The organism is Streptomyces sp. E2N166, assembly GCF_003671715.1.
Taxonomy (GTDB): Bacteria; Actinomycetota; Actinomycetes; order Streptomycetales; family Streptomycetaceae; genus Streptomyces; species Streptomyces thinghirensis.
Genome location: NZ_RAIF01000006.1, coordinates 866,273 through 887,437, shown reverse-complemented (window position 1 = coordinate 887,437; position 21,165 = coordinate 866,273). Strand labels below are relative to the sequence as shown.

General features: G+C 72.7%; 16 protein-coding genes and 1 pseudogene. 16 read left to right on the top strand and 1 reads right to left on the bottom strand.

The window, feature by feature from the left end:
• The 12 genes and pseudogenes from EBH09_RS04520 to EBH09_RS04465 all read left to right on the top strand — a co-directional run.
• The coding region (locus tag EBH09_RS04520; RefSeq protein ID WP_238697181.1) for a condensation domain-containing protein at positions 1-1,249 on the top strand (1,249 nt) is incomplete at its 5' end.
• Entirely contained in the window at positions 1,230-3,782 is a 2,553-nt protein-coding gene (locus tag EBH09_RS04515; protein ID WP_121745678.1) for an AMP-binding protein, read from the top strand. The genes EBH09_RS04520 and EBH09_RS04515, both read left to right, overlap by 20 nt.
• Before the next feature lie 23 nt (positions 3,783-3,805).
• The gene (locus EBH09_RS04510; RefSeq protein ID WP_238697180.1) at positions 3,806-4,861 is read left to right on the top strand and encodes a TauD/TfdA family dioxygenase; all 1,056 of its coding nucleotides are present in this window, start codon (positions 3,806-3,808) and stop codon (positions 4,859-4,861) included.
• Positions 4,858-6,270, top strand: a complete 1,413-nt coding sequence (locus EBH09_RS04505) for a condensation domain-containing protein (RefSeq protein ID WP_121745677.1) — start codon at positions 4,858-4,860, stop codon at positions 6,268-6,270. Before EBH09_RS04510 ends, EBH09_RS04505 begins: the two co-directional genes overlap by 4 nt.
• Positions 6,267-6,461: pseudogene (locus EBH09_RS38570) on the top strand (MbtH family protein); the annotation flags it as partial. The gene EBH09_RS04505 and the pseudogene EBH09_RS38570, both read left to right, overlap by 4 nt.
• A gap of 413 nt (positions 6,462-6,874) precedes the next feature.
• Positions 6,875-8,038 carry a glycosyltransferase family 9 protein gene (locus EBH09_RS04495; RefSeq protein ID WP_121745675.1) on the top strand — a complete coding sequence of 388 codons (1,164 nt, stop codon included), beginning with the start codon at positions 6,875-6,877 and terminating at the stop codon, positions 8,036-8,038.
• Complete coding sequence (locus tag EBH09_RS04490) at positions 8,035-9,663, top strand: carbamoyltransferase C-terminal domain-containing protein (RefSeq protein ID WP_121745674.1); 1,629 nt, start codon at positions 8,035-8,037, stop codon at positions 9,661-9,663. The genes EBH09_RS04495 and EBH09_RS04490 overlap by 4 nt, the downstream gene beginning before the upstream one ends.
• On the top strand, positions 9,660-9,926 hold the full coding sequence (locus EBH09_RS04485; RefSeq protein ID WP_121745673.1) for an acyl carrier protein: 267 nt from the start codon (positions 9,660-9,662) through the stop codon (positions 9,924-9,926). The genes EBH09_RS04490 and EBH09_RS04485 overlap by 4 nt, the downstream gene beginning before the upstream one ends.
• Positions 9,923-11,416 (top strand): D-glycero-beta-D-manno-heptose 1-phosphate adenylyltransferase, encoded by a 1,494-nt coding sequence (gene rfaE2 / locus EBH09_RS04480; protein WP_121745672.1) that lies wholly within the window; start codon positions 9,923-9,925, stop codon positions 11,414-11,416. Before EBH09_RS04485 ends, rfaE2 begins: the two co-directional genes overlap by 4 nt.
• Positions 11,416-12,687, top strand: a complete 1,272-nt coding sequence (locus EBH09_RS38205; protein ID WP_202977421.1) for a coproporphyrinogen-III oxidase family protein — start codon at positions 11,416-11,418, stop codon at positions 12,685-12,687. Before rfaE2 ends, EBH09_RS38205 begins: the two co-directional genes overlap by 1 nt.
• Positions 12,688-12,734: 47 nt before the next feature.
• On the top strand, positions 12,735-13,280 hold the full coding sequence (locus EBH09_RS04470; protein WP_202977420.1) for an ankyrin repeat domain-containing protein: 546 nt from the start codon (positions 12,735-12,737) through the stop codon (positions 13,278-13,280).
• 61 nt (positions 13,281-13,341) lie between these two features.
• Positions 13,342-14,691 carry a condensation domain-containing protein gene (locus tag EBH09_RS04465; protein ID WP_193776103.1) on the top strand — a complete coding sequence of 450 codons (1,350 nt, stop codon included), beginning with the start codon at positions 13,342-13,344 and terminating at the stop codon, positions 14,689-14,691.
• Between the two features lie 18 nt (positions 14,692-14,709).
• On the opposite strand, the gene EBH09_RS04460 is transcribed toward EBH09_RS04465, so the two are convergent.
• Positions 14,710-16,485: a non-ribosomal peptide synthetase gene (locus tag EBH09_RS04460; protein WP_121745669.1), complete on the bottom strand. Its 1,776-nt coding sequence runs from the start codon at positions 16,483-16,485 to the stop codon at positions 14,710-14,712.
• A gap of 281 nt (positions 16,486-16,766) precedes the next feature.
• On the opposite strand from EBH09_RS04460, the gene EBH09_RS04455 reads away from it, so the two are divergent.
• From EBH09_RS04455 to EBH09_RS04440, 4 genes are read left to right on the top strand one after another with little or no spacing between them, the layout of a single operon-like run.
• Positions 16,767-17,711: an aspartyl/asparaginyl beta-hydroxylase domain-containing protein gene (locus tag EBH09_RS04455; protein WP_121745668.1), complete on the top strand. Its 945-nt coding sequence runs from the start codon at positions 16,767-16,769 to the stop codon at positions 17,709-17,711.
• Complete coding sequence (locus tag EBH09_RS04450) at positions 17,701-19,632, top strand: condensation domain-containing protein (protein ID WP_121745667.1); 1,932 nt, start codon at positions 17,701-17,703, stop codon at positions 19,630-19,632. Before EBH09_RS04455 ends, EBH09_RS04450 begins: the two co-directional genes overlap by 11 nt.
• The gene (locus tag EBH09_RS39790; RefSeq protein ID WP_121745666.1) at positions 19,629-20,900 is read left to right on the top strand and encodes a non-ribosomal peptide synthetase; all 1,272 of its coding nucleotides are present in this window, start codon (positions 19,629-19,631) and stop codon (positions 20,898-20,900) included. Before EBH09_RS04450 ends, EBH09_RS39790 begins: the two co-directional genes overlap by 4 nt.
• Positions 20,897-21,163: a phosphopantetheine-binding protein gene (locus EBH09_RS04440; RefSeq protein WP_121745665.1), complete on the top strand. Its 267-nt coding sequence runs from the start codon at positions 20,897-20,899 to the stop codon at positions 21,161-21,163. The genes EBH09_RS39790 and EBH09_RS04440 overlap by 4 nt, the downstream gene beginning before the upstream one ends.
• Positions 21,164-21,165: the final 2 nt, after the last annotated feature.

The following is a 21,165-nucleotide window of genomic DNA, read 5'->3' as shown; positions in this document are numbered from 1 at the left end:
CACCCACACGTACGCCGAACTCGACCTGGAAGACCTGGAGGTCGACCGGCTGGAGGAGGCCGTGCGCCGGCTCGTGGCCCGCCACGACTCGCTGCGGACGGTGATCCTGCCCTCCGGCCGGCAACGCGTCCTGGAGCACGTCCCCGACTACGCCGTGGACCACCTCGACCTGCGCGGCCGAAGCCCCGAGGACATCGCGGAGCTGCACGCCCGCACCCGCGAAGAACTGTCGCACCGCGTCGCCCCCGCCGACCGGTGGCCGCTGTTCGCCCTGCGCGCCCACCGCCTCGACGAGCACCGCACCCGGCTCTTCGTCAGTCTCGACCTGCTGATCGCGGACGCCCACAGCGTCCACGTGCTCACCGCCGAACTCCTCACCTTCTACCGGGACCCTCAGCGAGAACTGCCCCCGCTCGGCGTGACCTACCGCGACTACGTCCTGGCCGCCGAACGGGCCCGCACCTCACCGCAGCGCGCCCGGGCCCTGGAGTACTGGCGAGCCGAGGCCCACCGGCTGCCCCCGGCCCCCGAACTCCCGCAGCGCGTCCACCCGCGCTCCGTGGACCGGCCCCGCTTCGAGCGGCTCACCACGTCCTTCGGACCGGAGGTGTGGGGCACGCTCGTCCGGCGCGCCGCGGCGGCCGGTCTCACCCCCTCGGTGGTGGTGTGCACCGCCTTCTGCGACGTACTGCGCACCTTCAGCGGCAGGGAGGGCGGCTTCACCCTCAACCTGACCACCTTCAACAGGGAACGGGTGCACCCCGACATCGATCAGGTGATCGGCGACTTCACCACGCTCACCCTGCTCGCCGTCGGCCCGTCGCTGCCCCGTTTCCGCGACCGTGCCCAGGACCTGCAACGGCGGCTCTGGGAACGGCTGGAGCACCGCGCCGTCAGCGGCGTGGAGGTACTGCGCATGCTGCGCGAGGACCCCCGGCGCCGGCACGACAGCATGATGCCCGTCGTCTTCACCAGCATGCTGATGCCGGAGCTGATGGCGGACGGCGAGGAACCCGTCCCGTGGCGCGGCGAGACCGTGTACGCGGTCAGCCAGACGCCGCAGGTGCTCCTGGACCACCAGATCAGTGAGCGCGCCGGGACCCTCACCTGCACCTGGGACTACGTGGTCCAGGTCTTTCCGGACGGCCTCGTCGAGGCCGTGTTCCACGCCTTCGACGAGCAGATGCGACGGCTGGCGACCGACGACGACGAATGGGGAACGGACACGCATGTCCAGTACGACGCGTAACCAGCACGATCTGCTGCCGGCCGGACCGGCCGGACAGGAGGCTGCGGGACCGGCGCAACCGCCGTCGGTGACCGCCCTCCTGCACGTGGCGTCCGTCCGGTACGCCGACCGGACCGCCCTGATCAGTTCTCGTGCCACCCTCACACATCGCGAGCTGGCTGCCCGCGTCACCGGCCTCGCCCGGCGCATCGCGGACGCGGGTGCCGGGCCGGGCAGCCGGGTCGCCGTGTGCGCCGAACCGGGCTGGGAGCACGTCGTCGGAACGCTCGCCGTGCTGTGGACCGGGGCGACGTACGTACCGGTGCCCCCGGATCTGAACCGTGCCGCCCGCTGGCAGCGACTCGCCGTCGTGGGCGCGGACGTCGCCGTCACCCAGCCCTGGCTGCGCGAACGGATGGACTGGCACGCCGATGTCACCGTACTGACCGTGGACGGTGCGGACTCCCCCGATGCGGCCGGGCCCGTCGAGCCCCCCTTCGCCCACGGCGGCACCCTCGCGCTGATCGGCGCGCCGGAAAGCGGCACGGTTCCGTTGAGCCTGTCCGCGGCAGCCGTCGCCCGTACCGTCGAGGACGTCAACCGGCGCCTCGGCCTCACCTGTGAGGACCGTCTCCTCGGCGTGACCCCGCTGGCCGGCGAACGCGCCCTCTACGACATGCTGGGACCGCTCACGGCCGGCGGCGCCCTCGTCCTGCCCGACGACATCGATCTGCGCAACCCGGCCGCCTGGGTCGCCCTGGCGGCCGGTCAGGCGGTGACGGCCTGGTCCGCCACGCCCACCCTGACCCGCATGTTCCTCGACTTCGCCGAGGGAGCCGGCGGCACACTGCCCGTCCCGCCGCGCCGTTACGCGATCAGCGGCGAGCCGCTGCCCCGTGCCACGGCCGAACGGCTGCGGGCCCTCGCCGGCCCCGACGGCCGGGTGCTCTACCTGGGGGAGGGGGCCGATCCCGGCATCTGGGCCACCTGCATGCCGGTCGGGGACCTGGACGAGGACTGGGGCTGGGTCCCGCTGGGCGGACCGCTGGCCCACCGCGAGGTGCGCGTCCTGTCGGACTCCCTGGCCCGCTGCCCGGTCTGGGTGACCGGCCGCGTGCACCACGACGACCCGGACGCGTCCGACCCGGACGGGCCGCTGCTGCCCAGCGGCTACTTGGGGCGCGAACTGCCATCGGGAATCATCGAGTTCGCCGGTGACCGGGCGGCCCGCATATGGCTCAACGAACGGCCGCTGAACCTGCTCGACGTCGAACTGGCCCTGTGGCGACACGCCTCGGTGGCCGCGGCCGTCGTCGTCAGCCCCACCGGCACCGGGACCGTGGCCCACGTCAAACCGGAACCGGACGCCGCGATCAGCGGCGAGGAACTGCGCGCCCACCTGCGGCGCATGGTCTCCCCCTACCTGCTGCCCGAGCGTGTCGAACTCGTCCTCGACTTCCCGACGACGCCGGACGGACGCGTCGACCGGGCCGCCCTCGCTTCCTCCGTCCCCACCGCACCCCGCCCCGGCACCGGCGTCGACACCGCCGTGACCGCCCCGGCCCCCGACGCCGAACTCCTGGAACGGGCGGCGTCGGTGGCGTCCCGGCTGCTCGGCGTGAGCCCCATCGAACCGCACATGAACCTCCTCGACCTGGGGGCGACCTCCGTCGACCTGGTGCGCCTGGCCACCGTCGTCGAGGAGGAGCTGGGCATTGTCGTAGACATACCGGAGCTACTCCAGTTCCCCTCCCTCGCCGTCCTGGTGAGCGGACACAGCACAGGCGATGCGGACATCGCTGACATCGCGGACACCCCGGACACCGCCTTGGCCTCCGTCGCGCACCCGTCCGCGGTCCCGGCCACGGACGACGTACTGGACCGTCTGCAGGACCGCCAGGCTTTCAAGGACCGGCGCCTGGGCCTGCGGCACGACCTCGACGACGCCGAGGGCATCGACCTGGCCCCCGAACACACGGAGCGCATAGCGCTGCGCCGCACGGTCCGCCGCTTCGGCAGCGGACCGGTGCCCGCCGCCGCCTTCGGGGCGCTCCTCGCCGCGCTACGGGAGACCGACACCGGCGACGGACCCCACCGCGCCTATCCCTCCGCGGGCGGCGCCTATCCCGTCCAGGTGTACGCCGTGGTCAAAGTCGGCGCCGTCGACGGACTGCCCGGCGGCTGCTACTACCACCATCCCGTGCGCAACCGTCTGATCCCCCTCACCCCCGCCCACGCCCTGCACCCCGAGGACCACCACGAGGTGAACCGCGCGGTCGCGGAACGGGCCGGATTCGCCCTCCATCTGGTCGGCCGCACCGAGGCCGTCACGCCTCTCTACGGTGAACTCGCCGACCACTTCACCGCGTACGAGGCGGGTGCCATCGGCCAACTTCTCATGACGCTCGCGGCGGAACACGGCATCGGCCTGTGCCCGGTGGCCGGCGTACGCCCCGGCGCTCTCGTCGGGGCGCTCGACCTCGCCGTCGGCGACGTGGTGCTGCACACCCTCCTGGGCGGCCCCGCCCCCGACACGGGCGGTGACGCGCAGTGAGCCTGCGCCACGGCCCGGGACGGGTGCCCCGACGCCCGGTCGACGAGCGGCCGGCCGCCCTGGTGCGGACCGGCTCCACCCCTGCCGGCCGCACCCTGCCGGTCGTCGTGGAGGCTGTCGACGGCGCCGTCGACCCGGCTGCCTGGGCCGCCCGCGACACCGGCCGGCTGCGCGACCTGCTGGACCGTCATGGAGCGGTGCTGCTGCGCGGCTTCCAGGCCACGCCCGCCGACCTGCCCCGCCTGTTGCGACCGCTGGGCGGGGACCCGCTGCCGTACCGGGAGCGCTCCACGCCGCGCACCGCGCTGGGCGGCGGTGTCTACACCTCCACCGACCATCCGGCCGACCAGGTCATCGCCCTGCACAACGAGAACGCCTACCAGTCGGCCTTCCCGGGGCTGCTGGCCTTCCAGTGCACCGTGCCGGCACGGACCGGGGGCGGTACCCCCCTCGCCGACTGTCGGCGCGTGCTCGCCCGGTTGGCCCCGGCCGTCGTCCGACGCTTCGTCCGCACAGGGGTGTGCTACCTCCGCACCTACCACCCCGGCGTCGGCCTGTCCTGGCAGCACGCGTTCGGCACCGACGACCCCGACGAGGTGAGCAGCTACTGTGCCCGCGGAGGCATCGAGGCCCACTGGCGCCCCGACGGCACTCTGCACACCCGCCAGACCCAGCCGGCCCTCGCCCGCCACCCCCGCACCGGGGAGGACGTCTGGTTCAACCACGCGGCGTTCTTCCACCCCGACGGTCTGGACCCCGCCCTGCGCGCGGCGCTGCGCGCCCGCTACCCGCACGAGGAGGACCTGCCCCACCACGTCACCTTCGGCGACGGCGGCCCGATCCCCGCCGCCGACCTCGCCCACATCCGCGCCGCCTACGCCGCCGAAGCCGGCGTCGTCCCGTGGCGCGCTGGGGACATCCTGCTGGTGGACAACCTTCTCGCGGCACACGGCCGCGAGCCTTACCGGGGCGAACGACGGGTCGCCGTCGCCATGGCCGGCCTGCTGGACCGCGAGGCCGTCCGAACAGACCGCCAGACTGTCCGCACAGACCGCCCGGCAGGGGAGGCCGCACCATGAGCCACCACCCGCCCGCGCAGGCCCCCTGGCCACTGCAGAGCCGCTACTGGCCCCTGCTGGAGGAGACCGCCTCCGGCACCCCGGCGCGCTGCCGCGCCCTGCTCCTCACCGGCCACGTCGACGTGACCCGGCTCGTGGAGGCCGTGCACCGCGTCGTCGACCACCACCCCGTCCTGCGGGCACGACTGTCCGACGACGACGGCACCCTGCGGCTGCGCACCGCCGGCACGCCGCCACCCGTCGCCGTATGGGACGCGGACCGCGCCGACTGCGCCCGCACCCTGCGCGAGGCCGCCGCCACCCCCCGTGACCCACGGCGCGATCCCCTGGCCACGTTCGACGTCGTGCGCATCGCGCCCGACCAGCTCGTCCTCGCCATGACCGCGCACTTCCTCGTGGCGGACCTCGGTTCGCTCTACGCCACCCTCGGCTCCGTCCTGCGCGCCTACTTCGGACGCCACCGGCCCGGCGGCCGTCCCCCGCAACCGCCCGCGCTCGGACCGGCGCCACCCGCCCGGAAGGCCTGGTGGGTTCGCCGACTGGCGCGGTGGCAGGGCCAGGGCACCCTCGCGGCCGCCCTCGGCGCCCGAGCCCCGGACCGCCGGGTCACCGCCACCCAGGTCAAGCCCGTGCCCGGTGCCGCGTGGCACCGCCTGGCCGCACGGGCCGCGGACGCCGGCTGCAGCGCCGATCTGGCGGTCGTCGCCCTGCTCGCCTCCTGGCGCGCCATGATGGCACCGGACACCGCAACCGCCGTGTTCGCCGCCTGGACCGACCTGCGCCACACCCACGGAGGTGACGGGCTCATCGGCCCGCTCTCCGACCAGATCGCCTTCGGCGTCGAACTGGAGGGCCACGCCGGGATGACGTTCCCGGACCTGCTGCGCCGCACCCATGCCGGGCTGCTCGACACCATGGTCCGCCACGTCCCCTACGACGAACTGCGCCACCTGCACCGCGCGGGGCACCCCGGCGCCCTGCCCGTATGGGACACACGCGTGCACTTCTGCCGCATCCCGCCGCGCAGTTCGCTCACCCGTGACGAGGCGTCCCTCGCGGAACTCGGCCTGTCCGTCGAGTTGTTCGACGAAAGCCGGTTGCTCGCCGTCGCACCCCCGGCCGACGGTGCCGCCTGGGACGGGGTCAACGCCGACCTCCACCTCACCGAACACGGCGTCGACGACGTGGCGTTGACCCTGCACTACAACGCAACGGCCTTGGACGAACACGCCGTTCGCTTGATGCTGCGCTCCATCTCGGACATGATCACCGAGGTCGGCGAGGCTCCCGAGCAACCCCTGCCCGACCTCTGGCGGTCCCTCGGAGTGCCCGGTCATGGCGGACGGGATCGCCAGGAGGCGCCGACGCGCGCCGTGCCCCCACACCCAGCGAAGGGACACAACCGATGACAGCCATCGCCGAGGACGACGACAACCGCACGTACGCCGTGGTGGTCAACCACGAGGAGCAGTACTCGATCTGGCCCGTCGACCAGGACCTTCCCACCGGATGGCGGACCGAGGGCACTACCGGTACCAAGGACGCCTGTCTCGACCACATCGAGAAAGTGTGGACCGACATGCGCCCGCTCAGCCTGCGGCTGTTCATGGAGGAGCAGGCCCGCCGCCTCGAAGCGGACGCACCGCACGACCAGGAGCCGGAGGAGGACGAGGTGCCCTCCCTGCTGGATCGACTGGCCACGGGAGACCATCCGGTGGAGCCCGGACTGCGTCCGGAGCGCACCGCCGTCGCCCTGTGCGAGAGCCTCGAACGCGGCTACGTCCTCGTGCGGTTCACCGAGACCCGCGGCGGCAGCGAACTGGGTGTCACCGTCGACCCCGAGGCCACCGACGTGTCCGCCGCCGACTTCGACGCGGGCACCGGGACCGTGCGTCTCGTCGGCGACCTGACCCTCGACTTCGAGTCCGCCCGCTGCCACGCCGACATCGATCTGGCCACTCTCCGGGGCCGCGGCCGGCTGGAACGGACGGCTCCCGTGGGACAGCCCCTGACATGAGCCGTATGAGGCCCGAACGCGCCGGGAGCGTCCGACGGCTGTGCGTCTTCGCACGGCTGGACGCTCCGGGCATGGGCGACCTCGTCCAGCGCAACATCTTCCTGAAACTGCTGCGCGAGGCCCATCCGCACGCCACGCTCACCCTGGTGGTGGGTGAGTCCACCGCCCGTGCCCACCGCACCCTGCTGGAGCGCCACGGCTACGCGGACGACCTCCTCACCTGCCCCGACCCTGTCCACACCCCCGGTGATCCGGCGCCGCCGCCCGCCTTCCTGCGGACGCTGCGCGACCGGGCGTTCGACCTGTGCCTGGTCGACCCCGACAGCACCGGCCTGGACGCCTTCCACGCCCACGCCGCCGGCATACCGCACCGCGTCGCCCTGCCCACGGGCGGACCGGGGGACGCCTCCATCACTCATCCGGTCCGCCTGCCACCCCCGCTGCTGGGCCGCCCCGACCTGTACGAGTACGCCACCGGCCTGGCAGTCGCCCTCGGTCTGCCCACCCCCCTGCGCGCCGCGAGGGTCGTCCCGCCGTTCCCGTACACCCCGGTCGCCGACCCGTTCCCGCCCGGGGACGGGAGACGGGTCGTCGTCCACCCCGGCGGCGCCCCGCACTGGAACCGACGCTGGCCCGCCGGACGGTACGCGGATCTGTGCGATCGGCTGCTGGCGGAAGGCGCCCGGGTGGCACTCATCGGCTCGCCGGACGAGCGCGGCGAACTGGAGGCACTGCGGGACACCTGTGCGGCCGGGGGCGAGCAGCGTCCCCTGGTCCTGGTGCCGCACAGCCTCGACGCCCTGGCCACCGCCCTGGCCTCGGCGTGCCTCGTGGTCGGCAACGACTCCGCCCCGGCGCACATCGCCGCCGCGCTGCGCGTGCCCACGGTCGTCATCTACGGCCCGACCGCGACCGAGTACCTCTGGTCCCGCATCTACCCCCTGCACCACGGGGTGTCCTTGCGCTACCCCTGCCGCACCCTGCGGCGCTCCGCCCACGACCCTGCGGCCACGCGCTGCGACCGCGGCTGTGCCACCGCCTACCGTCCGGACGGCGGATACCCCCACTGCCTGACGGACCTGGACGTCTCCACCGTGTGGTCCGTCGTCGCCGCCCGGCTCGGCACCTCATACGAGCACGAGAGGGAAGCAACGCCATGACCGAGGGACCTCCGCCCGGTTCCGTGCGGACGCTGCTGTCCGTCAACTTCAACCACGACGGCGCCGCCGTTCTGCTGACCGACGGCCGGATACGGGCCTTCGTCACCACCGAGCGCCTCTCCCGCCTCAAGAAGCACCCGGGCTTGCGCGAGGAGGACCTCGACGAACTGCTCGACCAGGCCGGTGCCGACATCGGCGACATCGACCATGTGCTGTTGTGCAATCTCCATCTCATGGACTCGCCCGACATCACCACCCTGCACGGCAGCGACCTGAAGGACACCTGGCTGGAGTTCTGGGTCAACCAGCGCAACGACACCGTGCTGCTGCGCGGCCGGCGCATCCCCTGCACGGTCAACCCCGACCACCACCTGCTGCACGCCGCCGCCGCGTTCTACACCTCGCCGTTCTCCTCGGGGGTCAGCGTCGCCATCGACCCCACCGGCTGCCGCGCCTTCCTCGGCCGCGACAACCGGCTGTACCCGCTGCGACGTGACTTCGACAGCTGGTTCGACGCCAACTACGGCTACGCACACGTCGCCCACCACCTCTTCGGCTCGGCGATCGTCGGTGCCGGCAAGGTCATGGGCCTCGCCCCCTACGGCGCGCCACGGGACGGCGCGCACGCCCCGCTGCCCAAGGTCTCCTCCTTCGCCGAGCTCGTCGCGCTCGCGGACGCCGACCCGGTCGTCGTGGAGTCCGACGGCCGGCCGCTCAACGCACGCCTGGCCTACTACATCCAGCGGGGCCTCGAAGAACAGGTCGACCGGCTCTTCACCGAGCTGGAGCCGTTGTGCCGGCGCAACGGTTACGCGCCCACCATCTGTCTGAGCGGCGGCACCGCCCTCAATGCCCCCGCCACCGACAAGGCGTTCACCCGGTCCGGTTTCACCGGGCTGCACCTCCACCCGGCCTGCGGCGACGACGGCACCGCCCTGGGCGCGGCCCTGTGGTACTGGCACGACGTGCTCGGCCGGCCCCGACGTGAGCACACCAACGCCGAGTTGATGTACGGGCGGCGCGACCACGGCCGCCCGGCGGTCGAACGCGCCCTGCGCGCCCTCGCCGGTGCCCTGCACGTCGAGGTCACCGAGGACCACGCCGGGCGCGCCGCCGAACTGGTCGAGCAGGGCGCCGTGGTCGGCTGGTTCGAAGGCGCCGCGGAGATAGGTCCCCGGGCCCTCGGGCATCGCAGCATCGTCGCCGACCCGCGCGACCCGCACATGCGCGACCGGCTCAACACCCAGGTGAAGCACCGCGAGCGGTTCCGTCCCTTCGCGCCGTCCGTGCTGAACGAACACGCCGCCGAGTGGTTCGGCATCAGGGACAGCCCCTTCATGCTGCGGGCCGCCGCCGCCCGCCGTGACGGCATCCCCGCCGCCGTCCACGTCGACGACACCGCGCGCATCCAGACCGTGGAGCGCGCCGACAACCCCGCCTTCCACCGGCTCATCGAACGCTTCGCCCACCGCACGGGCGTGCCGATGGTCGTCAACACCAGCCTCAACACCCGGGGGCACCCGATCGTCGAAACCCCCGAGGAAGCGCTCGGGACCCTGCTGGAGTCCGGCCTGACCCATCTGGTCTTCCCCGGCTACGTCATCGCCAAGGAGGCGCCGAAGTGACGGGACGCCCGACCACCCCCGACGAGGACCGGCTGGTCGAACCACTGCGTGCCATCTGGTCGGAGGTGCTGCAACGCGACGTGGCGCCCGGCGACGACTTCCTCGACCTCGGCGGCGGCTCCCTGCACGCCATCCGCATCGTCCACCGCGTCGAGGAGCGGTACGCGACGGAGCTGTCGGTCCGCAGTGTCCTGGAGACCCGCACCGTCGCCGCCATGGCCCGCCATCTCGCCCACGTCCTCGACCGGGACCGGCGCTCATGACCGTGGACCTGTCGCAACTCGCCCGGACCCTCGCCGGCCGCCGCCTGCTGGTGATCGGCGACGCCGTCCTGGACACCTATGTGCGGTGCGCCGCGCATGGCCTGGCCCGTGAGGCTCCCGTGCCCGTGCTGCGCGCCGAACGGACCTTGCACCACTGCGGCGGTGCCGCCAACCTGGCGGCCAACGCCGCCGCCCTCGGTGCCGAGGTGGAGATCGTGACCGCCTGCGGTGCCGACGAGGCGGGCGACCGCCTGGTGGGGCTGTTGCGTGAGGCCGGCGTGGGCACCGAGGGTGTCCTGCGGGTGCCTGGTGGCACCACGCCCGTCAAACGCCGCCATACCGTGGGCGGACAGCTCCTCATGCGCGTCGACATCGGTGACGGTCCGGTCGCCCCGCTGCTCGACCAGGGCGGCTGGACCGCGCTGCTGGCCGGGCGTATGGCATCCGCGGACGCCGTGGTGATCTCCCTGTACGGCGGTGGGCTCCTGTCCGGGCCCCTGGTCGCCGCGCTGGCCGCGCTGCGCCCGGTCGGCCCCGAGACGCTGGTCGCCGACGCCAGGGACATCGCCGCCCTGCGGACCGTGCGGCCCACCGCCGTGACGCCCAGCCGCGAGGAGGCCGGGCTGCTGCTGCCCGTACCGGACGACGGCAAGGGCGGGGACCTGGAAGAGCCACGCCGGCTCGCCGAACGCGTCCTGCACCTGTCCGGAGCCCGCATCGCGGTGCTCACCCTGGGCGCCGACGGCGCCGTGGCCGTCGAACGCGACCGTCCCGCCGTACGCACCTACAGCCGCAGGCTGCAGATCCGCAGCACCGTCGGTGCCGGCGACACGTTCGCGGCCGCGCTCACCCTCGCCCTCGCCTGCGGGGCCGACACCGCGCCCGCCCTGGAACTGGCCTCCGCCGCCGCGGAGGCCGTCGTCACCCGCCCCGAAACCGCCGTGTGCACGGCGGACGACCTCGCCGCACGACTGGGCGCCACCGGCAAGGTCATCGCCCCCGGCGGCCTCGCGGCCTGGCAGCGTGCCCACGATCGCGCCGACCGCCGTCTGGTCTTCACCAACGGCTGCTACGACATCCTGCACGCCGGGCACGTCTCCAACCTCAGCCGCGCCAAGGAACTCGGCGACCTCCTCGTCGTCGGCGTCAACAGCGACGACAGCGTCCGACGGCTCAAGGGGCCCGGGCGTCCGCTGACCCCCCTGGACGAGCGGATGCGCATCCTGGCCGCCCTGAGCTGTGTCGACGCCGTCGTGCCCTTCGGCGGGGACAGCCCGGTGGACCTCCTGGAGGCGCTGCGTCCCGACGTCTACGTCAAAGGCAGCGACTACACCCCTCAGACCCTGCCCGAATGGTCGCTGGTGACGCGACTGGGCGGACGGGTGCACCTGCTCGACAACGTCGAGGACCGCTCCACCACCCGTCTGATCCACCGCATACGGGCCCTGTCCGGTCCCGGCGTCCCCACCTCCGGCGAAGGGAGCCCGTGATGACCGCGATGGGGCCGGGAGAGCTGCTCTCCGCGGCGGCCGACGTCGTCAAGGACGACCCGGACAAGCGTCTCGCGATCTACGTCCACGTGCCGTTCTGCCTGTCCAAGTGCCACTTCTGCGACTGGGTCGTGGACATCCCCGTACGCCGGCTGCGTTACGACGAGGAGGAACGCCGCGATTACCTGGATGCGCTCTGCACCCAGATCCGGCTGTACGGGCCGCTGCTCACCGGTCTGGGATACCGTCCCGACGTCATGTACTGGGGAGGCGGCACCCCCACGCGGCTCACCCCGCGGGAGCTGACGTACCTGGCGGAAACAGTCCGGGAGTCCTTCGACCTGTCCACACTGCGCCAGTGGTCGGTGGAGACCACCCCGAACGACCTGACCGAGGACCGGGTGGCGGCGCTGCGCGAGGCCGGGGTCGACCGCATGAGCATCGGTGTGCAATCGCTGAGCCAGTACCAGCTACGGGTTTCGGGACGGGCCCACGGCCCGGACGACGTGACGCGGGCCGTGGAACTGCTGCGTGCGGGCGGCATCGACAACTTCAACGTGGATCTGATCTCCGGCTTCCCCGGTGAGACGCTCGATGCGCTGGGGGAGACCTTCGACCAACTGCTGGCCCTGGATCCGCCGCACGTGTCGGTCTACCCCTACAGGGCAACCCCCAAGACGGTGATGGCCATGCAGCTGACGCGCCGACAGATCGAGGCGCACGACAGAACCGCCATGACCCGGGCCTACGAGTTCTCCATGGAGCGGCTGCGCGCGGTGGGGTACCACGAGTACTGCCACGGGTACTGGGTCCGTGACCCCGCCCACGAGGACCGGGACGGCAACTACAAGTACGACCTGACCGGGGACAAGATCGGCTTCGGCAGCGGCGCCGAGTCGATCATCGGCCACCATCTGCTGTGGAACGAGAACCGCAAGTACGACGAGTATCTCGGCCACCCCGACCGGTTCACCTTCGCCCACCGGTTCTCCCTCGACGAACCCTCCCGGCTGACGGCCGCCGTCGGCGGGGCCTTGATGACCCGCGAGGGCGTGGTCTTCGAACGGTTCCGCCGGCTGACGGGACTGTCCTTCCACGACGTCCGCGACACCCCGTACTTCCGGCGCTGGCTCACCGTGCTCACCGACTGCGGTGCCCGGTTCGCGGAGACACCGACCGCCCTGCGCATGGAGGCGGACACCATTCACCGCGCCTACATCACCCATCTCGCATACACCATGTACTCGGGACTCACCCCCGAGCGCGCCTGAGCGCCCCGCCACCGGCGACCCACAGAGACGACGAGGAGCGAACGACCTTGGAACACCTGCCGGAACCCGACGCGCGTCTGTTCGCGGCCGTACAGGCGGCGGACACCGCCGGTGCCCGCACCGCCCTGGCCGAGGACGCCTCGCCCGCCGCGCGTGACACCCACGACTGGACCCCGCTGCACTGGGCGGCCGGCCGGGGAAGCGCGGAACTGGTGGCCCTGCTTCTCGAACACGGCGCCGATCCCCGTGCCGGGGCCGACGGGCGCACACCCTACGACGTCGCCCTCGCCGCGGGGCACACCACCGTGGCCCGCGCGCTGGCCCGTTTCCGGGACGGCGGCACATGGCAGCCCTACTGCCGGGCGTACCCGCTCGGGGAGCTTCGGCGTTTCCCGGGCTGGCAGGACACCACCGGCGAGGACGACTCCGCTGTCGTGTACCTGCACGACGACCTGACCGTCACCGCCTCCGTGATCCCCGGCGACCGGACCGTTTTCGCCGGGGACACCCCCGGCTGGAGCGACTTCTGCCGCGACGCCCTCGACTTCGCCGTTCCGGACGAACTCGACCTGTGTGCCGGAGGGCCTGCGTGAACGAGACTTTCGCGCGGAGCGCCGTGGCCTACGGCAGGACCGCCGGCGGGGGAGCGGCCCGGTGAACGCCCACGACCTGGACGCACACCCCCTGACCGCCAACCAGGAATGGGAGTGGGACTTCGACCACAGCATCGGATCCGCCCCCTACCACCGCCCTGTCCTGCTGCGCCTGCGCGGGCCGTTGCGGCCGTGTGCCCTGCGGGAAGCCGTCGCCGCGGCGGTGCGACGCCACCACAGCCTGCGCACCCGCTATCCACTCGTCGACGGCCGCCGAATGCAGGTCGTCGACCCGCCCTGGTCCCGGCCCCTGCCTCTGATCGACCTCACCTCGCTGCCCGCCCGCGCACGCGAGGACGCCCTGGTGCGCATCGGGCGCGACGATGCGGCCAGCCCCTTCGACATGGCCGGCGGTACGACGGTTCGCTGGGGCCTGGTGCGCCTGGCGGCCGACCACCACGCCTTGCTGGTCTCGCCCCACCATGTGGCCGTCGACCTGTGGTCCCTGTCGGTCCTCGCCGCCGACATCGCCGCCCACTACCGCCACGCAGCCGCCGGCGAACCGCTGCCCGTGCGCCCCGCGCCACTCCAGCCCACCCAGTGGGCCAGTGCCGAGCGGGAGCGCTGGACCTCCGAACGCCTCGACGCCGCTCTGGCTCCCTGGCGGGACGCCCTCGCGCGCCTGCCCGCACTGGAACTGCCCGCCGACCACCCTCCCACCCCGGGCCCGAAGGCCGAGGGCTGGCTGCTGAGCACCCACCTGGAGGCCGGACTCAGCGACGCCGTAAGGGCACTGAGCCGACGGCACGGCGTCACCGTCTTCGTCGCGTTGCTCGCGGCCTTCCACAGCATGCTCGCCCGCGTCTGCGACGTCGACCGGCTGGTCACCTACAGCCTAACGGCCCGCCGGCACAGCCGCGCCATGGAGGACGCCGTCGGCCTCTACTCCGACTATCTGCGCGTCTTCGCCGACCTGACCGGGGATCCACCGTTCGCCGAGGTCCTGGCCCGCACCGCGGACCGCGTCCTGGACGGTCAGGACACCCAGCGGCTGCCCAACGAATGGCTGTTGCGCGGTACCGACGACGGGACTCGACCGCATCCGCTGGAACGAGTGGGATTCACCATGCACAACACCCCGCCCGTCGGGTTCCCCCTGTCGGACGGGATACGGGCGGCGGCGATCGACTTCGACGCACACGGACAGGGCCCGGTCACCACCTATTGGCGGGCCCACCTGTTCTTCGACACCTTCGACTTCGGCAGCGGTCCCATCGCGACGGAGATCTTCACGGCCAAGGAGTTGTACGCGAGCACGGCACCGTCCGACTGGGCGCGGCGGTTCTCCGCCGTGCTCGCCCGGATCGTCGAGGACGACCAAGTGCCGCTGTCCCGGCTGCCGGGACGATGACCCCGCCGCCGGCCGACGTCACCTCGGGACGCCGGCCGGTCCCGCGGCCTCCTCCACCAGCCACGCAAGCGCGGCCACCGTGGGCTTCTCGTAGAACCGCCGGGCCGGCACCTCGACGCCGAACACGTCCTGGATCTCTCCGGCCAGCCGCATGCCCAGCAGTGAGTTGCCGCCCAGTTCGAAGAAGTCGTCGTGCGTACCGACCTCGTCCAAGCCGAAGAGATCCGCCCACAGCCCCGCCAGAAGCCTCTCCAGCCCGGTCGCCGGCGGAGTGTACGCGGTTCCGACAGCGCGGCGCGGCAGGGGCGGCGACGCCTCCAGTGCCGCCCGGTCCACCTTCCCCCCGTCGGTCAGCGGCAGGGCGTCCACCACCCGCACCGCGGTCGGCACCGTGTAGTCGGGCAGGCGCTCGGCCAGCTCCTGCCTCAGCGCCAACGACCCGTCGCTGAAAGGGTCCTCGTACACCACGAACGCGGTCAGTTCGCGCTCGCCGTCGTCCCGGCGGGGCGCCACCACCGCTGCCTCGCCCACTCCGGGCAGCCGTGTCAGGACGGCCTCCACCTCGGCCGGTTCCACCCGGAAGCCGCGGATCTTGACCTGCCGGTCCATCCGTCCCTCGAACTCCAGCACACCGTCACCGCGATCGCGCACCGCGTCCCCCGTCCGGTACGCCCGGCCGCCCACCGCGTCAGGGGCCGGCACGAAACGCTCCGCGGTCAGCCGGGGATCGCCGAGGTAGCCCCGGGCCACCCCGGGGCCCCAGGCCAGCAGTTCGCCGGTACGCCCGGCCGGCAGCGGGCCCAGCACCGCGTCGACAACCCGCGCTCCGGCGCCCGGCAGGACCGTTCCGATGGGCACGGTGGGACCTGCCACGGGCCCGGTCACCGTGTGCAGACACGTGAAGGTGGTGTTCTCCGTGGGGCCGTAGCCGTTGACCAGCGAGGCGCCCGGCAGCGCTGCGATCGCCCGGTTCACCTGCCGCGGCGAGACCACGTCCCCGCCCGCCAGGAGTCTGCGCAGTCCCCGCAGACGCCCCAACTCGGCATCCGAGAAGCGGTGGAACAGCCCGGCGGTGAGCCACAGCAGCGTCGCACCCTCCCGGGCGACGACCCGCCCCAGCTCCCGGGGCGTGCGCTCCTCGGAGTCGGGCAACGCCAGCCGGCCGCCGTTGACCAGGGGAGCCCACACCTCGAACGTGGAGGCGTCGAAGGCCGGTGACGAGGCGTGCACCACCACGTCGTCACGCCGGGCCCCGGCCGCTTCCGGATCGGCGACCAGATGCAGCACCGCACGGTGCGGCACGACAATCCCCTTGGGAGCGCCGCTCGTTCCGGAGGTGAAGGCGACGTAGGCCGCGGCCTCGGGGTGCGTCGTCGTCCTCGGCGCCCGCTCCGTGCGCTCGGACGACCCGGGGCAGTGCGCCGTCGCCGGACGCAGCACGCGCCGTCCCAGACCCTCGTCGCCGTCCGTCACGAGCACCGAGGCCCCCGCCGCGTCGAGCACGGCCCGTCGCCGGGTGAGCGGCGCACGCGGGTCCAACGCCACATAACAGCCACCACTCTTCAACACCGCAAGCAGTGCGACCACGCTGTCGGGGGAGCGTGCCAGCAGGATGCCGACCGCTTCACCGGCACGCACCCCCGCTGTCCGGAGCGATCGCGCCAACCGGTCCGCGCGGCGCTCCAACGCCCGATACGTCAGTTGCCCGCCGCGCCAACTCACAGCCACCGCATCGGGAGTGACACGGGCCCAGTGCCCGACCGCCTCATGGACACCGTCGAAGGCCGTGGGCATGCACGCTCCTTGATCACGGGGCCGTTTGGCCCGAGCCTGCCAGCCACGACATGCCTGTGGCAAGAACGTTTCAGGGCCACCGCCGTGATCGACAAGGCTGGCTGTCGTCATCGACCCTTTGCTAATGTGCGGCGAGTTGGCGCTGCGCCGGACGGGGGACCTCGTGCGCAGAACCGCTGGGAGCGTGACCCGACCGACCACCAGGGCACCCCGAGCGTCACGCCGCCCGCACGTCGTGCGCTCCGCCCCGGGCCCCCCGGACAATGGACAGGAGACCTGACATGGCTGGGACGGCTCGCCCACATCACCGTGAGCAGGTGCGCCGACGGTACGCCGACCTGATCGACGTCCTGCTGGCCGAGGGCGAGCCGCAGGCGGCCGCGGACTGCGCCCGGCTCGCCGTGGAGCAAGGTGTCTGGCGCGATCCCCTGCAACGCCCCGTGCACTACCTGCCGTCGCTCGACCCCGTGCCCGTGCACGACCCGGCCGAATTCTGGTTCGTGCCGTACCTGGAGGAGAATTTCCGGCTGATCCGCGCCGAGCTGGAGCGTGTGCTCAGCGCGGACGACAACGGCTTCCTCCCTGTCGAGGAACCGCTCCTCGGCACCGGTGACTGGAAACAGGTCACCTTCTACGAAGGCGGCCAGCGCTTCGACGACGCCTGTGAGCGCTTCCCCGTCACCGCCGGGATCATCGAGGCCATCCCCGAGGCCACGCTCGCCGGACCCGGCGTCGTGACTCTCTCCCGCCTTCAGCCCGGCTCCCACATAGTGCCGCACTGCGGTGCCTCCAACGCCAAGCTTCGCGTGCATCTCGGCCTGCACGTGCCCCAAGGCCCCCGTATGCGGGTCGGTGACCGCACCCTGCACTGGCGTGAGGGCTCATGCCTGGTCTTCGACGACTCGTTCGAACACGAGGTGTGGCACACCGGAGACGCCCCACGCGTCGTGCTGCTCATGGACGTCTGGCACCCACACCTCGACCCCGCCGTGCAACGCCTGATCACCGAGGACCGGGGCTCCCTGGCCACGCGTGTGCGTGACTTCATGCGAGCCCAGGGCATCACTCGCGTCGAGGACACCGGTGACGCGATCCTGCTGCACCCGGACGAGCGCGTCGAAACCCTTGTCCGCCGCCACATGCGGCAGGCGGACACCCGTGTCATCGATCTCCACGACGAACAGACCGTGCACCAGGAGCCCGACGGACCGGACCATGACGGCTGACCCGGCCACCACCGTTCCCCTGCCTCGCGGACACTTCCACGCCGTCTACCATGCGGTGGACCTTCCGGTGGAGCAACGCCACACCCTCGTCGTGACGCTGTTCGCGCCGCTGCCGGACGGTCTCGCTCCGCACCTGGTGGACCAGGCGCTGCACCTTCTCGTGGCACGCCACGACGCCTTGCGCTCCACACTGGCACCCCTCCCCGGAGGCGACTGGGCCCACCATGTCCGACCCCCGGACAGCCAGGCTCCCTTTCCCAGGGCGGAGCTGAGCGAGCTCGGTCCCGACGGCGTGATCGGCCTGTCCGTCGCCCTCGGCGACGAACTGCAGGACTGGCACGGCACCACCCCGTTGCGCGCCGCCGTGCTCACCGACGCCGGCGCCGCCGTGTACGTGCTCGTCGCCCTTCATCACTGCATCGTGGACCTGGAGGCGCTGCGCCGGCTCCAGGACGAGTTCGGTCAGGTCCTGCTGAACATCGTCACGGGAGTCGACCCGCAGACAGGTCTGCGACCGGCGCTGCCGCTGTCCGCCCGCACCGCTCTGGAACACTCCGAGCACGGACGACGCGCTGACGACGAGGCCCAGGCCCACTGGTCGCGCCTGCTGAGCGAGGTGGCCAACGTCTCCTTCCCCTACCGCCGTGACGACCGCTCGCCGCGTGCCGCCCGCGTCCTGTCCCTGACATCCCCGGCGATCGACCACGCGCTCGCCCGTCTGTCCGCCGACGCCGCCCTCACCCCCACGGCGCTCGTCCTCGCCGCCACGCACATGATGCTCTCCGCCTACACCGGTGGTGCGATCACCTGGTCCGTCTTCATGGGCAAACCCGCGCCGCGACGCGGGGCCACTCTTGTCGAATGCGCACTGGAAACCGTTCACGTCCTGCTTCCGGCCGTCCCGTCCGGGCCCGCTGACGAGCCGTCGCTGCTGGAGGCCGCTCGCGACGCGCTCACCCGTCTCCTGGAGGCGACCCGCCACCGCGACTACGACTACGCGCGCTTCCTGGAGTCCCGCGCCGCCCACGCCGTCGAGCGCGGCGCCCTTGTGCAGTGGGAGACCACGCTCAACAGCCGCCTCCTGACCGCCCCCGTGCACCACCCCGTCGGTCCGCCGTCTCGTACCTCCGCCGGTCTGCTCCCTCGCTCGCGCACCCGCTGGTCCCTTCAGCGCACGGCCCGGCCGACCGTCGGCGTTTCGGCCGGCTCCGACGGCCGGGCCACGACCCTCGACCTGGCCTGCGACACGGACCTGCTCGACAAGGACACCATGACGGCTGTGCTGCGAGGTGTGGAATCACTGCTCGTCGCCGCCGCCGACGGCGATTCCGCTCCGATTCGCGGCAGCGCCCGCTCCGCGGTCCGGCCCCGCCGCCCCGACTGGGTTCTCGTCGACGGCAGGACCTGGACCGATCTCACCGCCTCCCGCGATCTGCTCGCCTCCCACCCCGGGGTATGCGCCGTCGACCTGACCGTCAGATCCGAGGACGTCCCCTCGCTGCACGCCGCCGTGCACGCCCGCTCCGGCACGCTGACCGGCGAGGATCTGAGGCGGCACGCGCTGCATGCGCTGGACCGCCCGGGTCTGACGGTCCCGCGCACCATCGACGTGCGCCCGTGCGCGCATCCCAGCTGCCCCCCGTGCGCCACAGGTCATTCCGCCGGAGATCCGCTCCCGCAACAGCCGGACGCCGTCGCCGCGCTGGTCCGCGCCGTTGCCGGCGCCCTGGGCCGCGACACCGTTGTCGCCGACGCCGGGTACCTGGAACAGGGCGGCCGGGCCGGGGCCTATCCCGAGGTCAAGACCTCGCTGGAAAAAGCCGGGTGGTCCGGACTCACCGGCGAGGCACTCCTCGGGCCCCGTTCCCTCGCCCATGTCGCGGCTTCGCTGCGCCAGGATCGCCGAGAGGGCTGCCCATGACGTCGGCCCCCGTGACCTCGGCCGTGATCCCGCCCCTGTACGCGCTGCTGCGCCGACGAGCCCGGCTCGTCCCGGACGCCGTGGCCGTCACCAGGGCCGACACGTCCCTGACGTACCGTGAACTCTTCGACCAAGCAGGGCGGTTGTCCCGCCTGCTGCGTCTGCGCGACCTCCCGCCGGGAGCGCTGGTGGGGTTACGCCTGCCCCCGGGCCCCGACGTGACGACAGGCCTCCTCGGCGTGCTCGGCGCGGGCGCCGCCTTCACGGTGCTCGACCCCGACGGCCCGCCGTATGGCGACATGGTGCTCGACAGCGCCGACCTCGCGCTCGACCGCGCCACGTTCCAGGTGCCGTTGCCCGCGCCTCCGGCCGACCCGGAGCGTCCGGTGTGCGCGGTGACCGGTCTGGGAGGAACGCCATCGGCCCTCCTCGTCGAGGGCGACCTGACGCGTGCTCTGCTCGCCGAGCGCGACGCACTGGGTCTGGCCCCCGGCGACACCGTGCTGCACCGCACACCGCTCCAGGAGACGTTCGGCGTCGTCGAAGTCCTGCTGACCCTGCTGTCCGGCTCCCGCCTCGCCGTCCCCGACACTCCGGACCACGACGACATCGCCGCCGCGCTCGACACCATGACGCAGCAGCACGCCACCCATACCCGGCTGCCGGCCGCGATGCTCCTCGACAGTCTCGCCCTCAGCAGCATTACGGCCTTCCACCTCCTGCGTGCCGGCTTCTCCCACAAGGTCGTATGGACCAGCCCGGACCTCGACGCGGTCACCCGCGCCCGCATCGAGGCCCGCACCCGCTTCCCTCTGCGCCCGATCGCCGGCAACGCCGCCGAACCCTTTGGCACGGCGGCTGCCACCGCCCTGGCCCGCCTGCTCACGCCGCCGCCGTTCGCTCCACCGGTCGCGGAAGGACCCGGGCCCGCCGGGCCCGACGAATCCTCGCAGGCCTGCGCGGGTGCCGATCCGACGGTGGTGCGCGCGGTCATCCAGTGCTGGCAGGAGGTGCTGGAACACACCGGTGTCACCGCCCACGACGACTTCTTCGCGCTCGGGGGCAACTCCCTCACCGCGGTTCTCGTCACGGACGCGCTGGCCGGAAGACTCGGCCACGACATACCCGTCGACCTCCTCTTCCGGCACCGCACGCCGGCCGCGTACGCCGCCGCCCTCGCCACCGCGCACCGGACGGACCGCACCCGGACACCCCCGGCCCCGACGGAAGGAAACACCTTGATCCCGACTGAAGGAGACGCCTCGTGAGCGAGACGGCGCAGACCATCGAGAGCCTGGTCCTGGAGCAGTTCCGGACCTGCTCCGGCAACGACCGGATGACCGCGACCGACGACTTCTTCAGCGCCGGCGGTGACTCCTTCACCGCCGTCCAGGCCGCCGCCGCCATCGCGGCCCTCACCGGCCGGGGCCTCGACCCCTCCCTGCTGTTCGCCCACCGCACGGCCCGCGCACTCGCTTTCCGGCTCGTCGAGGACCCGCCGGCGACGGGCGCACCCGAGGGGAACGGCTGACC

Excerpts from the sequence above, each read along its gene's own strand:
- EBH09_RS04515 (WP_121745678.1), top strand. The coding sequence starts at position 1,230 with ATGTCCAGTACGACGCGTAACCAGCACGATCTGCTGCCGGCCGGACCG.
- EBH09_RS04505 (WP_121745677.1), top strand. The coding sequence starts at position 4,858 with ATGAGCCACCACCCGCCCGCGCAGGCCCCCTGGCCACTGCAGAGCCGC.
- EBH09_RS04495 (WP_121745675.1), top strand. The coding sequence starts at position 6,875 with ATGAGCCGTATGAGGCCCGAACGCGCCGGGAGCGTCCGACGGCTGTGC.
- EBH09_RS04490 (WP_121745674.1), top strand. The coding sequence starts at position 8,035 with ATGACCGAGGGACCTCCGCCCGGTTCCGTGCGGACGCTGCTGTCCGTC.
- rfaE2 (WP_121745672.1), top strand. The coding sequence starts at position 9,923 with ATGACCGTGGACCTGTCGCAACTCGCCCGGACCCTCGCCGGCCGCCGC.
- EBH09_RS38205 (WP_202977421.1), top strand. The coding sequence starts at position 11,416 with ATGACCGCGATGGGGCCGGGAGAGCTGCTCTCCGCGGCGGCCGACGTC.
- EBH09_RS04460 (WP_121745669.1), bottom strand. The coding sequence starts at position 16,485 with ATGCCCACGGCCTTCGACGGTGTCCATGAGGCGGTCGGGCACTGGGCC.
- EBH09_RS04455 (WP_121745668.1), top strand. The coding sequence starts at position 16,767 with ATGGCTGGGACGGCTCGCCCACATCACCGTGAGCAGGTGCGCCGACGG.
- EBH09_RS04450 (WP_121745667.1), top strand. The coding sequence starts at position 17,701 with ATGACGGCTGACCCGGCCACCACCGTTCCCCTGCCTCGCGGACACTTC.
- EBH09_RS39790 (WP_121745666.1), top strand. The coding sequence starts at position 19,629 with ATGACGTCGGCCCCCGTGACCTCGGCCGTGATCCCGCCCCTGTACGCG.